Origin of the sequence: Lachnoanaerobaculum sp. ICM7 (genome assembly GCF_000287675.1) — a bacterium.
GTDB lineage: Bacteria > Bacillota > Clostridia > Lachnospirales > Lachnospiraceae > Lachnoanaerobaculum.
Genome location: NZ_ALJL01000021.1, coordinates 21,625 through 35,392, shown reverse-complemented (window position 1 = coordinate 35,392; position 13,768 = coordinate 21,625). Strand labels below are relative to the sequence as shown.

The 13,768-nt window shown below is 34.0% G+C and carries 13 protein-coding genes; 11 read left to right on the top strand and 2 right to left on the bottom strand.

Translation table 11 applies throughout. The features are described 5' to 3' along the window. The first annotated feature begins 61 nt into the window (after positions 1-61). From HMPREF1140_RS05275 to HMPREF1140_RS05265, 3 genes are all read left to right on the top strand, one after another. Entirely contained in the window at positions 62-1,033 is a 972-nt protein-coding gene (locus HMPREF1140_RS05275; RefSeq protein WP_009662958.1) for a single-stranded DNA-binding protein, read from the top strand. Between the two features lie 147 nt (positions 1,034-1,180). Further along, entirely contained in the window at positions 1,181-1,657 is a 477-nt protein-coding gene (locus HMPREF1140_RS05270) for a hypothetical protein (RefSeq protein WP_009662842.1), read from the top strand. Positions 1,658-2,018: 361 nt separating this feature from the next. Further along, positions 2,019-2,330 (top strand): hypothetical protein, encoded by a 312-nt coding sequence (locus HMPREF1140_RS05265; protein WP_009662962.1) that lies wholly within the window; start codon positions 2,019-2,021, stop codon positions 2,328-2,330. A 185-nt stretch (positions 2,331-2,515) separates the two neighbouring features. Here the strand turns inward: HMPREF1140_RS05265 and HMPREF1140_RS05260 are convergent, their stop codons facing one another. Continuing rightward, positions 2,516-3,886, bottom strand: a complete 1,371-nt coding sequence (locus HMPREF1140_RS05260; protein WP_009662893.1) for a relaxase/mobilization nuclease domain-containing protein — start codon at positions 3,884-3,886, stop codon at positions 2,516-2,518. Next, complete coding sequence (locus HMPREF1140_RS05255; RefSeq protein WP_009662915.1) at positions 3,886-4,254, bottom strand: plasmid mobilization protein; 369 nt, start codon at positions 4,252-4,254, stop codon at positions 3,886-3,888. Before HMPREF1140_RS05255 ends, HMPREF1140_RS05260 begins: the two co-directional genes overlap by 1 nt. Positions 4,255-5,204: 950 nt before the next feature. Between HMPREF1140_RS05255 and HMPREF1140_RS05250 the strand changes: the two genes are divergently transcribed. The 8 genes from HMPREF1140_RS05250 (at position 5,205) to HMPREF1140_RS05215 (ending at position 13,761) form a co-directional block, all read left to right on the top strand. Beyond that, positions 5,205-7,379, top strand: a complete 2,175-nt coding sequence (locus HMPREF1140_RS05250) for a hypothetical protein (RefSeq protein WP_009662905.1) — start codon at positions 5,205-5,207, stop codon at positions 7,377-7,379. Positions 7,380-7,495: 116 nt separating this feature from the next. Next, a complete protein-coding gene (locus HMPREF1140_RS05245) occupies positions 7,496-7,921 on the top strand; it encodes a hypothetical protein (protein WP_009662844.1) in 426 nt (141 codons plus the stop codon). 20 nt (positions 7,922-7,941) lie between these two features. Next, entirely contained in the window at positions 7,942-8,370 is a 429-nt protein-coding gene (locus HMPREF1140_RS05240; protein WP_009662959.1) for a hypothetical protein, read from the top strand. Positions 8,371-8,549: 179 nt separating this feature from the next. Next, positions 8,550-9,077, top strand: a complete 528-nt coding sequence (locus HMPREF1140_RS05235; RefSeq protein ID WP_009662935.1) for an FHA domain-containing protein — start codon at positions 8,550-8,552, stop codon at positions 9,075-9,077. A 10-nt stretch (positions 9,078-9,087) separates the two neighbouring features. After that, on the top strand, positions 9,088-9,579 hold the full coding sequence (locus HMPREF1140_RS05230; RefSeq protein ID WP_009662841.1) for an FHA domain-containing protein: 492 nt from the start codon (positions 9,088-9,090) through the stop codon (positions 9,577-9,579). 110 nt (positions 9,580-9,689) lie between these two features. Continuing rightward, the gene (locus HMPREF1140_RS05225) at positions 9,690-10,514 is read left to right on the top strand and encodes a protein phosphatase (protein ID WP_009662947.1); all 825 of its coding nucleotides are present in this window, start codon (positions 9,690-9,692) and stop codon (positions 10,512-10,514) included. A gap of 14 nt (positions 10,515-10,528) precedes the next feature. Then, entirely contained in the window at positions 10,529-12,379 is a 1,851-nt protein-coding gene (locus HMPREF1140_RS05220; protein WP_009662870.1) for a PP2C family protein-serine/threonine phosphatase, read from the top strand. Between the two features lie 80 nt (positions 12,380-12,459). Beyond that, positions 12,460-13,761 (top strand): hypothetical protein, encoded by a 1,302-nt coding sequence (locus HMPREF1140_RS05215; protein WP_009662930.1) that lies wholly within the window; start codon positions 12,460-12,462, stop codon positions 13,759-13,761. Positions 13,762-13,768 lie beyond the last annotated feature (7 nt).

Genomic DNA, 13,768 nt, shown 5'->3' with positions numbered 1-13,768 from the left:
GGGTACTCTTTTCTTGATCTTAATAGAAAAATAAAGTGTAAAGACAGAAATGGAGGAATTTATGAACTTAAAAAAAGGGGATATTATTAAAACGGCACTGGGAGAACATACAACGGTATTAGATGTAAAGAAAAATCAGGCAGTATTATTTACAGGTGAACAATTTGTTATAGCATCAGGAATTAAAGAAAATAAAGAAAACGGCAAGTTTGAGTGGGTAAACGGAAGATATGCAAATGATTTAAAAAGCATTTCAAATATGCAAAATAACAGCTTTGAAAGTATGAAAGAAACGCTATCATTCTTGGCGGAATACAATCATAGTGATTTTATCAAGGGAATAATATCACTGGAAACAGATATAAACAATGAAGATATACTTGATAATGCTTATGAAAACTATATGAATGACTCTTATATGGGGTTGATTGATGAAAGGTTTATGGACTTTATTGATGAAGACCTCAAGACAGCGAAAGATATAAAGCAGGAAGAGATAGAAAAAGATGCAGACATTCAGGAAAAAAGCAAAGAAGAAATAAGTGAAAACGAACAATACCAAACACAGGAAAATACAGTAAAAGAAAATACAAGTCTGAAAGATAATAATGATCAAGAAAAACAATATGTCAAAGGTAATCTTACCGGAGATGTTGAAATAAAGGATCTAAGGTCAAATAAGGGACAGGATTTCAGAGTTGCAAGTTTTTCTATCGCTCAAAATGACGGAATGGGGAATGTAAAGTTTATGAATTGCTTTGCTTATAATGAGCAGGTTCAAGCAGTAAAGGACTTTAAAAAAGGGGATTTTGTTTCACTTTCAGGAAAAGAAAAGCTTAGTATTGGAAAGAATGGAAAGCAATATACAAACTTTAAGGTATATTCCGCCAAGCTGTTAAAAGCCAGAGGACAATCTCAAGATACAAAAGAGAAGCCTTCAGCACTCAAAAAACTAAATGATTATAAGGAAAAAACGGATGGCAGATTAAAAGAACAAGTGAATATGAAAAGTGAAAAAGGGGTAGAACGATAAAAGTGTGGGGATTGGCAGCCTGATAAGCTGCTTTCCCCTGTCTTTTTTTGATTCTCTTTTAAACTTAAAATAAGGATTTGCTAAAAAAGGAGAGGGGCGTTATAGTATAAGAAAAATAGGATTATTTAGTAGAAAGGATGAAATGATATGATTGTTATTTTTATAGCCTTAATTATACTATATTTGGTAGTTATCCTGTTTGTAGGAACAACATTTGTAAAAATAAGCTTATTTGCAATGGATAAGCTTGCAGTATTTATAGCAAGTTGGTACTATACTCACCATTATTTTTCCATCAAGTTTTCATCCGGATATGCCGTATATTTTTGGGATATATTAGCGGCAATAGTGGCTGTAGTGCTATATTCTGTCTTATTTAAGCTCATTCATGATAAATTTGTATTGATTGGAAAGATTCTTAATTTAGCTATATCGTTTTTCAGCTCAATGACGGTATATTGTATTTTAGTACATGGATTTATTACAAATGAAAAATCTTATTTCATACCCCTTTTAAATAATGATTTAGCCAATCAGGTGGTAAACTATATCATAATAGGTACAATCTCTTTAGTTGTATGGAAAAGAAGAGAAGATTATCTTATAGAAATGGACAAAGTATAAGAAAACAGTATTATTAAAAAGCAGAGCTTGCAGAAAAATTTAACACAAGGAAAAGGAAAACTTCTTCGCCTAAAAGAAATGCTTAGAAGATATTCAATGCACCCTCAAAGTTCTGTTAGGTGGTATCATTTATATATTATAAGTGAGATGTTGCAATATACTTTTCCTTTGTGTAATTGTGTTTTTTTAAGTCTTAATGATATTTTGAGAAAACTTTTGGATACGGGCTTTTGGATATGTTTAACTGAAGCTATCTCATTAATGCTTTTTTTGTGTTATAATATACACGAAATAAATCTTTTTGTTAGAAATATTATTTATAGCAAAGGGTTGTATAATTTGATGATAGGGAGGCTAGTAAATGGATAAAGATACATTTTGTAGAATTATGATTGAAAGTAAGAGTTCATATAAATTTTTAGGTGCACCAGATGGTTTTTGGATAAGTGGTGGTGGCGTAGAGAAAATTTCCCCAATTGATGAAATGTCAGAAAAGCATAAAAAGAATTGTATAGAGTACCTAGAAAAACACAGGGAAGGAATTGGATATGGTACTTTTTTAGAAGGCATTGATGTTAAAAAGCTTAAACTAACAGAATCAGATATTGAAGACTTATATAAATTTGCAATTGAAGCTGTAGATGAAAAGATTAAGCAACTAAAGACTACTTAAAAATATCGTCTTATGTTTAGATAACTTAAATTTCATACACCCTAATGAAAATAGGGAAAATTGTAGATTTGCCTCGTATTATATATACTTTTTCAAAAATACACACCAATGTCTATGTATTTATTATTGATAAGAAGGAGGGATTGCTTTCTACCCAAAATTCAGGTAGGAGCGACCTCCTTCTTTTATTTTTCCAGATGGTTGTTAAGGTATATATCCGTATTTTTCTTTGCTTGTTGAAGATCGTGGAGCATGAAGTTTTGATAGGCATATTCTTTCATAAGGCTAATTTTTTTCTGTTCTAAAACAGCATATTTATTCGACAGTTCCGGAATACTTAATGTATGGTATCCTGATTTTTCAAGTTCTTTTAAGGCGATTTCATAGGCAATAATCTGTGGCTTATATTCTTCATAAAAGGCGATATTTTCTTTATCTTCAATATACATGTCATAGATCAATTGATTTTTAGAAAGTGTGTTTTTATTTTCTATCACAGAATATATGGATTTCATTTCCTGTTCATCTTGTTTTATCTGATCTAATAATTGTTGTCTGTCTGAAGCTGCCTTCTTTAATTTTGATTCCAGTTCTTCATAGGTGTTTATGCCATATCTTCTCATTTCGTTTAAAGATGAAGCCATTGTTTTCATGTTATGTTTACCTGCCCACACTTCATAACCTTTTGAGGATTTTACCTTTTCATTGTTCTTTATATTTACAATAGTACTAGGCTTTTTATAAGAGAGTTTGTCATAAAGCTGTTCTTTATTATAAATCTGCTGTTTGGTTGGATCTTCAATTCTTTCTTTAATTCGCTCTTTGGTATAATCTACTCCAAGCACATTTGCCTTTGTCCTTGTAAATCTGCCGCTGTCTTTTTTGTCTTTATGGCGGAATGAAAGGTACTTTCCAATCTTAATTTCATATCCTAAATCTTCCATTGCTTTTAAAAACTCTTCGTAAGTACCGGACTTTAGAATTGCTTTATCAATGGCAAGGTGAAGCCTGTTTTTCCAAGAACCGCCTTTCTTAAATTCCATATATTCAATATAGCTTTTACCGTTTGTGGAATATCTGTTCTTGAATTTTTTATAGTTTTCATCAATGACAGATAAACCGTTTTCTTTACAAATCTCATCACTGACAGTTCTGATTTGATGATAACTTCTTTTGTTACTTTGATACGCCTTACCTGTTACAAAACTTACATTATTAAATAAAATATGATTATGAAGATGCCCCTTATCTATGTGGGTAGTGAGTACATACTCATACTTTCCTTGAAAGACCTTTTCACATAGTTCAAGACCTATTTTGTGTGCCTGCTCAGGAGTGGTTTCTCCAGGAGCGAAAGATTGAATTAAATGCCTTGCCAATATTTTTGCCTTGGAATTACATTCTCTTTTCGTCTGCTCAAACTCAAGATGAGCAAGCTTAGGATTACAGTTAAAAGAGGAAATAAGGAATTTTTCATCGGTCTTATCAGCATTCATGATGTAGTTTAGGGCTAAGTGCAAAGTTTTTTCTATGGAATGAATCTTTGTAACAGCCATCAGATTTCCTCCGTATTTATTGTTTCTAAATTTCCAAGGTCATATAGTCTTTTTCGCATAGAGTAAATATCTTTCCCCTGCTTTTTTAGCAGCTCTTGTATATCAATGATGTCATCTTTATAGATAGCTGCGGTGGAATTTACCCGCTTTGCAATCTGATTGATGCTACCGGTTATCCTGCCGATACTTGCGGAAAGTTCCCTAAAAGCTGTCATATCCAATACAAAAATATCCTTGCCTATGATGCATTTCATAATAAACTGCCGCAAAGTTTTACAACCGGACAGCCTATATTTTTTCTCCAAAACCTTTAGTTCATCATCTGAAAGCATTAAATAAATGCCATGAGTTCTTACCCTGTTTGCCATGTCAAAACCTCCAAATCCTAAAAATAGCAAAAGAAAAAACCTGTAAAATCAAGTGCTAAGCTTGACTTACAGGTTTTGCTTTATAGTATATTTCTAAATCAGAAATCTCCTGTAGAGAGATAAAATAGTTATATAAGTTACAAGAGGATTATAACATTTTTGAAAGTAAGCTTCAATGAAAGAATCGAAAACTATTTCAAAAACTACTTAGGAAATGAAATCAACGAAGTTATTTATGTAGGGGTTTGGGGATATTTCCCAACAAGCAAAAATTGACTGAAAGAGTCCGATGCGAAAGCGAGGATTAAGTCAATTTTTCGTAAGTGCATACGCACTTACTGTGCTTGCTACAATTATCCGGAAAAGTCCACATAATATTTTTGTTTTTTAATCATTCAAATCATGTTGGTTTTAAATTTCAACTATAAAAAAGTCGGTATAAATTTTTGTTGAAATCATAAAAATAAAAAAAACAATAGAATTTACCATGGAATACCGCTCAAAAATGATATTTTAGTAGAGTTTACAGCTGAGAAATAGGTATAACTAACCTTAACTTTAATACTATTTTATATATCGTAGTATAGATGTAAATTATATTAAAAAAGCTTGAAATTATCCTGTACATATGGTACTATCGTAGACAGATAAGGGATATAAAATTTGTAAATAATATAGGTATAATTGTCGTTTTATTGTTATTAAGAAATTATTTCTTGGTAGAAATAGATACTGTTAGTAGCTGGAATTGGTTCTGATAGAGATAAATAACACAATTTATCTGTTGTTATTTTTCTATTAAGTCTATGTTCTGTACTGCCAACAATGATAGTTATTGGTTTTGTATCTTGTAGGGATTCCTACTGTTTATATTCCTTTTACCCGATATGTAATGAGATCTTAGAGTTTGTATTTTATGTAAGAATAATATAGATTTAAGGAGATGCAGGATGGCAGAGAGTATTATAAAGCAAACGAACCGTACTTTGTTGATTGAAGAGATTAATCCTGAAAAACTCAACTTACTTACCTTGGTTGGTGATGTAAGGGGACTGGACAGCCTAAGTGATGACAAGATAAAAGAAATCAATGAAGCACTGCTTGTCAGAAACTTTGAAGAGTTTTTAGAAAAGTTTGACCCTACGGTATATTCTTTTTTTAATGCCGCAACCGGAAAGATTGTGTATTCCAAGGAAAAACCGGCAGGTGTTCCTGAAAACATGCTGAGCATAGTTCATCTTAATGCACATAACGATTTTCTAAAAATGCTTATGACCTTGGTTGAGACCAAAAGAAGTCAGGGAATTATCAATGCGGATTTTAAGTTTGAAAAGCTTACAGAGATGATTTCCCCCTCAAAGGTTATGGATGATATAAAGCAGGTAAGAAAAGAACTTCAGTATACTTATGCGGAGTATGCAAAACTTGAAGATGGAGATCCTCATAAGCTTGATCTTGGTGATAAGCTTAATTCGATGTTTGAAGAAGCCAGTGCCAATTACCAAAATCTTATGGCGATGATTCCTCTTGCTATTTCAGATATAAAAACAAGACTTTTACTTGGAGAATCAAAAGAGTCTGAAAGTAATGATGCTCTAACATTAGGACTTCTTACCATGTCTTCCGAAGGAGAACTTACAGTAATAGAAGCTCCAAAGGTGGAAGAAAGTGCTTTGGTGGTTACGGATGACAATTCAAATGCAGGACTTATTGAAGCTCTTGAAGATGACTATGATGCTCTAAATTCTGAAGGAAACAGTTATGTAAAACAGTTGGTGGTAAGAACTTTTTGTCCTCTTAATTCATCAATGCAAAGTCAGATTGATGTTAAGAAGGAAGTGGACAATTATAACACATATCTTGAGTTTTATAAAAATGCCAAGGATGACTTTATAAAGGTTGTGAAACCTTTGGTTGAAAAGATTTTAGGTGTGTGGGCATTTTTTGAACAGTATCCCAAGCAGATAAAGGGAATGAGACCAAGTCTTCTGATTGCCAATGTAAAGAATGAAACTATGGCAAACAGCCTGAATGTACCAAAGCTTTGTGCTTATTTAAATACTGTAAATGAAAAGAATGATTATGGCAATACCGTTTGGTATGCAATAGTTGCAGGAGTGTCTTTGGATGAAAAATCAAAGATGAATGTTACAAGAGAAAGATTTAAGGGAAATAAAGACAGTGTAAAAACTGAAAATGTCAGTGTGGAGTCTTTGGCAAGAATCGCAGATGCATTAAAAGATTATGGAGTACAATGCTTTTATTCCTATGAAACAGGGGATAAGACAACATTTAACAGCATGGCAATGACTGGAGTGGGATTTTTTGACGATAGATGTGCAAGCCTTAGTGGTAAGCCATATTCAGAGTATTTGATTCCATGTGTACCGAACTTTACAATTATTCCAAAAGATAAATCAGGAGTAAAGCTTGAAAGCAGGATGATTGTAAATGAAAATGAAGCTGCTGAACTGTCAAAAGCCAAGGAAGATATCATGAAGCTTTGGATAGACGGAGTTTATATAGGTGCAGCATACGTAGCAGCAGGATTTGTGGCAAGTTATCAATCTCCTGAGTATCTTAAAGAGTATTTTAAGAAGGATGTGGATACGGATTTACCGGGTGTACGATTTGATATTGAAGCAAAGAATAATTCTCTCAAGATACATACCACCATGTCAAAGGAGATTACCGGATTTACGAACAGTGTAAAAGATGACATTAACAAAAGAGGATTTGGCTTTGTATTTTCTTCAGAGAATGCAGTATTAGATGGAGAAAATATCAGCCATATAATGGTATATAAAGCAAGAAACTTAAAACTTTCAGGTGGAAGTTATGAACCTATTTATAAAACTCAGACCGCTAACTATATTGAGAGGATTTTAAGGCACGCTACAGGAGATTTTAAGGCGGAAAATATAGCAAAGTTCTTCTCAAATAATCCGTCCAGTCAAAAAAGTATATGGCTTTCTAAAAAAACAAATATTAACGGTATACTGGGAAGTAATGATGATATTACTTATGAAGCGGATGAAACGGCAGGTGTATGTGCTATAGAGATAAGTTTTGGAAATGCCGTTAAGAGAGTTGAAGTGCCGCTAAATCGTGTGGCGGGAGAGTAAGGATACATATTAAGATGTGATATAAAATGAGAACTTCATTTTTGAGTTGATTACAAAAAAATTAAATATTTGGAGTAGTTTTATAAAAAATATATATTTTCATAGGAGGTAGCACAATGGGAATTAGGTTTAGAGTAACCGGTTCGGAAGTAGCAGACTTTGATGAGAGAAGCATAGTAAACGCAGAGTTTTTGTCCGAGTCTCCAAAGGATTCCAATGCCAAAGCAACAGATTACGGTCTTGGTGTAAAGGTATGGGGAAGAGTTTTATACAATGTCGGAGCGGATGTTGATGATGTATTAAAACTTGCCAAGTGGTCTCAGATTCCTTCCGAGAATGCGGATTGCTACAGAGTAGCGGAAGTAACAGTGGTATCTGCCGGCTCTGTTGTAAGAAAGTATGTAATTCCGAATGCATTCGTGGTGGAGTATTCTGAAAAGGCGGATGATGTAAACGGTACCGGAGAGTTTTATATCCATATCCGTCAAAAGAAGGATAATAATGCAAAGGTGGCGGTAGAAGGCGGATATGCCGGAGAATAAGAAATAGGAGGGATTAGAGCATGGCATACAAAGTAAAAATAGAAGGTAATGAAAGCTTTGAACTTGCAAAGGAATGTGTAAACAGCGTATTTTTATCTACAGACATTCCTATTGATTCAAATGCTCGTACCAATGATGCCGGTGCAACAATGGAGATTACCGGTAAGATTTTAACAGCAGTAGACGGAGATCCTTTTGACTCAACAAGAAATATGGCACTTTGGTCAATGGTTTCGGCACAAAATAAAGACTGCTACAGAAAGGTTACCGTAGAACAGATAGTAGCGGGAATTACCAAAAGAAAATATGTATTTCCGAATGCTTTTGTAGTGAACTACAAAGAAAGGCATGGGGATGAAGAAGGAGTAGGAAACTTTACTCTTGTAATAAAACAGAAAAAAGATAAGATGGCAGGTCTGATAGTTGAAGGCGGATACGCAGCCGAGTAACAAAAAATCAGTCGTTAAAAGTTTGGGCTGCAAGACATTTATTGTCATGCAGCCTATTTTTATAAATTATCTTAGAAGCCTACATAAAGGAAATTATCGCATTTAGGGAACACCACAATGATGAAGAGTAGGGAGATAAATATTCCCTATACAATTAAAAGTGGTTGGAATGGGAATATATGAATAGAAGATTTGTATTTGATGTTTCAGGAATAATTGCAGCTATCTTGTGTGTCGTAATTGTCGGATTTTTGGGAAGAGGATTAAAGGGCAGATATATATTTTATATGTTTTCTTTTTTAATTTCAGGTTCTTTGATTTACTTTGCAGTAAAGGACTTTTCTTTTAAAAAAGAAAAGATACAAGATACATTTTTGTCCGAGCTTGTACTTTTAAGTGAAGAAGATACAGTAGTAAAAACATGGAATATTTTAGGAAAAAACTCATTGGTAATCGGAAAGAAAAACAGTGAAGAGGATATAGATATAGATTTATCTGACACCTATTTTTCGGGAACCGTAAGTGATGTTCATGCAATACTTAACTATGTGGACGGGTCATGGTATATAGAAGATATGCAAAGCAAGAACGGAACACAGATTAAAGGATTTTTAGAAGATAAACTTTATAACATTAAGGACGGGCAAAGTAAGCTGGCAAAAAAAGACTATATTTTTATAGGGCTTAATAAACTACAGATAAGGTAAGGAAGTTATCATGGGAAATTTAATAAGATGCAAAAACGGACACATGTTTTCAAAAAGAAGATACGGAAATATCTGCCCGTATTGCAACATGGACATGACGGAAAGAAAAGAACTTGAAGAATCATTTAATGATAAGGAGCTTGAAGAAAGTTTGGTAAGAATAAAAACCAAACCGGTGTGTGCATGGCTTGTGTGCATCAAGGGACCAAGATACGGAAAAGATTATCGTGTGGTATTTGGGAAAAACTATATCGGAAGAACGGATGCCATGGATATTCAAATCATTGGAGATAATGCCATAAAGCAGGAAAACCATGCTATTTTATCCTTTGATGAAAAAGATCTTGAAGCAACTCTTATCTGTACAGAGGGTGGAGGAATTACCTACCTAAACGGAAAGGCAGTTTACACTCCACAGGCTCTTGAAACTTATGATGTCATTACCATGGGGGAAAGTGAGTTTTTATACATTGCTTTATGTGGAAAGCAGTTTTCATGGTAAATGTTTTTAATAAGCAATTGGAAAATTCCATAGGAATAGGGAAAATGTAATAGACATTTTCATGGAAAATATAATGGGTATTTCTAAAAAAAATTAAGGGGAAAACAGATATGGGGACTGCTTTTTGGATGGCTTTAATTCTTATTCTAACCGCTTTTTTTATTCTTTCATGGAGAGTGTATACATGGATCAAAGAAGAAAAAATCAGGATATACGATATAGGAGCCTTACTTGATATCGGAAAAAGACAGGTTCAGGCAAATGCATACGGATTCAAACAGGAAAAAGACAGACTTATGGCAATACTTAGCGCAGGGGAAGGAAAAGAGTATACCGGGAAGGTTGCAGCACTGACTACAGTAAGAACTTTCACTAAACTTTATAACCGATATGATAACAACCAAAGCAGTCGCTATTTCTTTGACAGAGCCTTTGAGATGGCTAACATGAATGTCTTAAATGCACTTAGAGGAGAAAACGGAAGGGCGTATGCAGCCTGTCTAATGCTTAGAGGAAATCTTTTAAGCTATGCCATTATGGGGCATATAAATATTTATATTTTCCGCAGAAAAGAACTTATACTTCTTAGCAAGGGTCAGATAATGGAAGAACTTATAAAAGAAAAGGTAAATAAGGGACTTTTAAGTAAGGAAGCAGCTCGTAGAATTTCTGATACGGATAAGGCATATAACTGTATAGGAAGGGATGACTATATGAAACCGCTTACGCCTAAAGAAGAAATAAGGCTAAAGAAAAAGGATATGGTTGTTATAATGACCGCCGGAGTAGAAAAAAACATCTCTGTCAGGGAACTTGAAATAATCATTTCAAGGAAACATAGCTGTAATGGAACGGCAAAAGAGATTATTGAAACAATAAAAAAGAAAAATAACGAAGACTTGGACAATCTTGGACTAATAATTATAGGGATTTAGGAGGCTTGAAGAAGATGCGTAAGCAAAACAGTAAATTCAATACAAACTTTATTTCGGAAGAAGGCAGTTCATTAAAAAACAGTGATTTTTTTGCTTATGCTGAACTTGATAACTTTGCCTGCTATGTGCTTGCTGACGGTATTGAAGATGTGGCGGATACCGAATCGGCAAAGGAAGCGGTGGAAAGTATCATAGCAAAGTTTCAGGAAAAGCCTTCCATATCTAAAGGGAAAATACACGGATACTTAAACCATGCCAATGAAGTGCTTTTAAAAGCTGAAAAATACATGAAGCTTAAAGCATCAATTGTAGTTGCCATAACTGATTATGAAAGTGTACGCTTTGCCTATGCAGGAAATGCAAGGGCAAAGCTTTACAGGAATAACAAGTCATTTTATAAGACTACGGATACATCACTAAGCAGTGAAATGGTATCAAAAGAAATGATTAGCGAAGATGCCCTGTCAAGACATGAACAAAGAAGTAATCTATATGCCTTTTTAGGGCAAAAAGGATTTTCACCGGTGATATCGAGAAAGATAAAACTTGTTGATACTGATATTTTAATTCTTTATACAAAAGGGGTTTGGGAAAATGTATCGGAAGGAGAGATTGATAACATCTTTGCCGACAGCGGAAAAGAGCCGAAAGATGCCATTGAGAAGATTGAAAAAGTACTTCTTGATAAAGAGTCCGAGTACATTGATAACTATACGATTGCCGGTATTTATATTGATAAGGTATTTGTCGAGTCGGATACCAAAAAGAAAAAAAGAAGGAAGATGATTTTAATAGTATCAATTGTGTTGGTGGTTGTGATACTTGCAGCCGTCATTGCCCTTTACTTTTATAACCGATACAGGAAAGAACTTAGGGAAGATATGAATACACACTATGAAAAGATGCTGAAATTTATAGAAATGGAAAACTATACAAAGGCGGATACTGAGTGTGAAGAGTCCATAAAGAAGGCGGAAAGCCTTAGAGATAAGGAAATGAAAGATCTTTTGTACCACTATGAGCAGGTTATAGAAGGAATACTTGAAGCGGATGAAAAGTATGATGCGAAAAGCTACAAGGAAGCAAAACCTTTATATGAATTTATACTTAGTGAAATTCCTTATGCAGACAATGCAGGACTTTCCTATGTAAGAAAGAGACTTGATTTTATTGCAGGGTATGAAAGTGTAAACTTAAGCCTTGATAACGGAGATATCCTTTTTGATTCGGAAATATATGATAAAGCAAGAGAAAGGTATGTTGATGCGAAAACTGAAGCAAGAGATATAGGATATGAAGAGGGAAAGTTAAAAGCGGAAGCAAAGCTTTTAGCGGTAGATCAAGCCATTGAAAAGGAAAATGAAGGGAAACAGGCGGAAGCTGATAAGCAATCTAAAAATCTGCAATCCGCAAACGATATGCTAAGTGCCGGAGATGAGGCACTAAGTAAAGGAGATTTTTTATCAGCAAGAGCTAATTATAATACGGCAAAAGATATTTTGGAAAAATCAGGTGAAAGTGCCGGACTTGAGGAACTTGAAAAAAAGATATCCACTGCGGATGAGAAAATAAGCTTAAGTGAAGAAGAAAAAACCTCTGCCACAAGTTACGCAATAACAGCAGATGAGGCTTTTTTAAAGGGAGATTTTGAAACGGCAAGAGATAATTATGAGTATGCCAGAAGACTTTATGTAAAACTTAATGATGAGATAAATACCATAGAAATGGATAAAAAGCTTAGTGATGTGCAAAAAAGAATTGATGAAAAAGAAAAAGAAGAACTGAAGGCGGCACAAACAGCAGCACAAACCACCCGGCAACAGACAAGTGAGGCAGAGACTTCTGCAAGCATAAATGCTGAGTAATCAGGTATTTATTTAAAACTTGTGTATCAGTGCAAGTGGCAATTGTTTTTACCTATTAAAGATAAAAGAGGTGTTTTAATATGGACGCAGCGTACTTGGATGAGTTTGACATAAAAAAGTATGTAAAGGACAGGCTTTCAGAGATAAAAGATGAAGATGAGTATGCCTTGGCAAAAAGTGTTCTATATGACGGTCTTTACAGGATGAGTGAGGTTTTTGAAGAAAGATACAGATCTTTATACAAGAAAGTCTATGATGAGCTTGAAAGTAAAGAAGAAAGTTATGAGATTGCAATACTTTTACTTTCAAAAAATGAAAACGTATTTTTAAGGATGTTTTTTCCGATATCGGATTTAGATGTTTTGGAAGATAAAAAAAATGATATTAAAGAAGACTATACCGAAAGTGAAGACCTTATAAAAACTGTTTATCTTAATGCAACCGATACTGTATGTAAGGAATTTTCACAAGAAAAGATAGGAGTAAGTTTTACAAATAACGGAGAAAAACACACACTTTCAGTACAACCTAAAAAAGCCCTTCGCTACAGAAAAGAAGTCGGTAAACTTTATGAAACTTTCTCTTATAACGAACTTAGATGGAATACAGTAAATACCGTCTACCTTGACCGCTTTTTTGATATTGACCTGTCCAAACTTCCTCAAAATGCAAGAGATGTAGAAGTAGACTATGGGAAATATGCCGATATGATAAAAGAAGAACTTTATCCGGTATGGAATGTAGAAAAAACAGTATTTAAGAGCAGCACATTTTTAAGTCCGAGTAAAGACGGATTATACTATGAACGGGAAATGGTTAAGCAAAGGGATAAGGAGATTATCTTAAGACTGGTGCAAAAGACTGAAGGCATGGTAGGAATAAGACAGGAAGAAGAAAAGATTATAGTAAAGACCTATGAAGAAAGTTATTCAGATTTGGAAGGATATCATATCTTTGATATACGATATACGAAAGAAGAATTACCAACCGGCTTAATAAGTAACAAAAGAGAAGATGGAATGATTGGACGACTTCTAAATAAAACAGAAGAAAAAATCCATACCGAGGCGGAAATAGAAAGGATTATTGAAGAACTTGATATTGGAGAGTATGTATCACTTAAATCCTGTGAAAGATTGCCGATATGGAAAGAAGTTTCGGAGGAAAGTAGAATACTTCCTGATATGAATAACTTTTCAAGTAGTGACTTTCCTATAACAGAAGAAAGCCCCAAACTTGTTTTAAGGTTTTCAAGAAACAGCGACAGCAACCTTTGTGAATCAATGGTAAGATATGCCGTTTCTCAACTACAGATAAGCTTTGATGAATATATCTGTGTAGGGGTTTTGGAAAACACCTATTATACAAAAGGGATTGTATAGAAAAAAT

Excerpts from the sequence above, each read along its gene's own strand:
- HMPREF1140_RS05240 (WP_009662959.1), top strand. The coding sequence starts at position 7,942 with ATGGCATACAAAGTAAAAATAGAAGGTAATGAAAGCTTTGAACTTGCA.
- HMPREF1140_RS05260 (WP_009662893.1), bottom strand. The coding sequence starts at position 3,886 with ATGGCTGTTACAAAGATTCATTCCATAGAAAAAACTTTGCACTTAGCC.
- HMPREF1140_RS05220 (WP_009662870.1), top strand. The coding sequence starts at position 10,529 with ATGCGTAAGCAAAACAGTAAATTCAATACAAACTTTATTTCGGAAGAA.
- HMPREF1140_RS05270 (WP_009662842.1), top strand. The coding sequence starts at position 1,181 with ATGATTGTTATTTTTATAGCCTTAATTATACTATATTTGGTAGTTATC.
- HMPREF1140_RS05255 (WP_009662915.1), bottom strand. The coding sequence starts at position 4,254 with ATGGCAAACAGGGTAAGAACTCATGGCATTTATTTAATGCTTTCAGAT.
- HMPREF1140_RS05245 (WP_009662844.1), top strand. The coding sequence starts at position 7,496 with ATGGGAATTAGGTTTAGAGTAACCGGTTCGGAAGTAGCAGACTTTGAT.
- HMPREF1140_RS05215 (WP_009662930.1), top strand. The coding sequence starts at position 12,460 with ATGGACGCAGCGTACTTGGATGAGTTTGACATAAAAAAGTATGTAAAG.
- HMPREF1140_RS05250 (WP_009662905.1), top strand. The coding sequence starts at position 5,205 with ATGGCAGAGAGTATTATAAAGCAAACGAACCGTACTTTGTTGATTGAA.
- HMPREF1140_RS05225 (WP_009662947.1), top strand. The coding sequence starts at position 9,690 with ATGGGGACTGCTTTTTGGATGGCTTTAATTCTTATTCTAACCGCTTTT.
- HMPREF1140_RS05265 (WP_009662962.1), top strand. The coding sequence starts at position 2,019 with ATGGATAAAGATACATTTTGTAGAATTATGATTGAAAGTAAGAGTTCA.
- HMPREF1140_RS05275 (WP_009662958.1), top strand. The coding sequence starts at position 62 with ATGAACTTAAAAAAAGGGGATATTATTAAAACGGCACTGGGAGAACAT.
- HMPREF1140_RS05235 (WP_009662935.1), top strand. The coding sequence starts at position 8,550 with ATGAATAGAAGATTTGTATTTGATGTTTCAGGAATAATTGCAGCTATC.
- HMPREF1140_RS05230 (WP_009662841.1), top strand. The coding sequence starts at position 9,088 with ATGGGAAATTTAATAAGATGCAAAAACGGACACATGTTTTCAAAAAGA.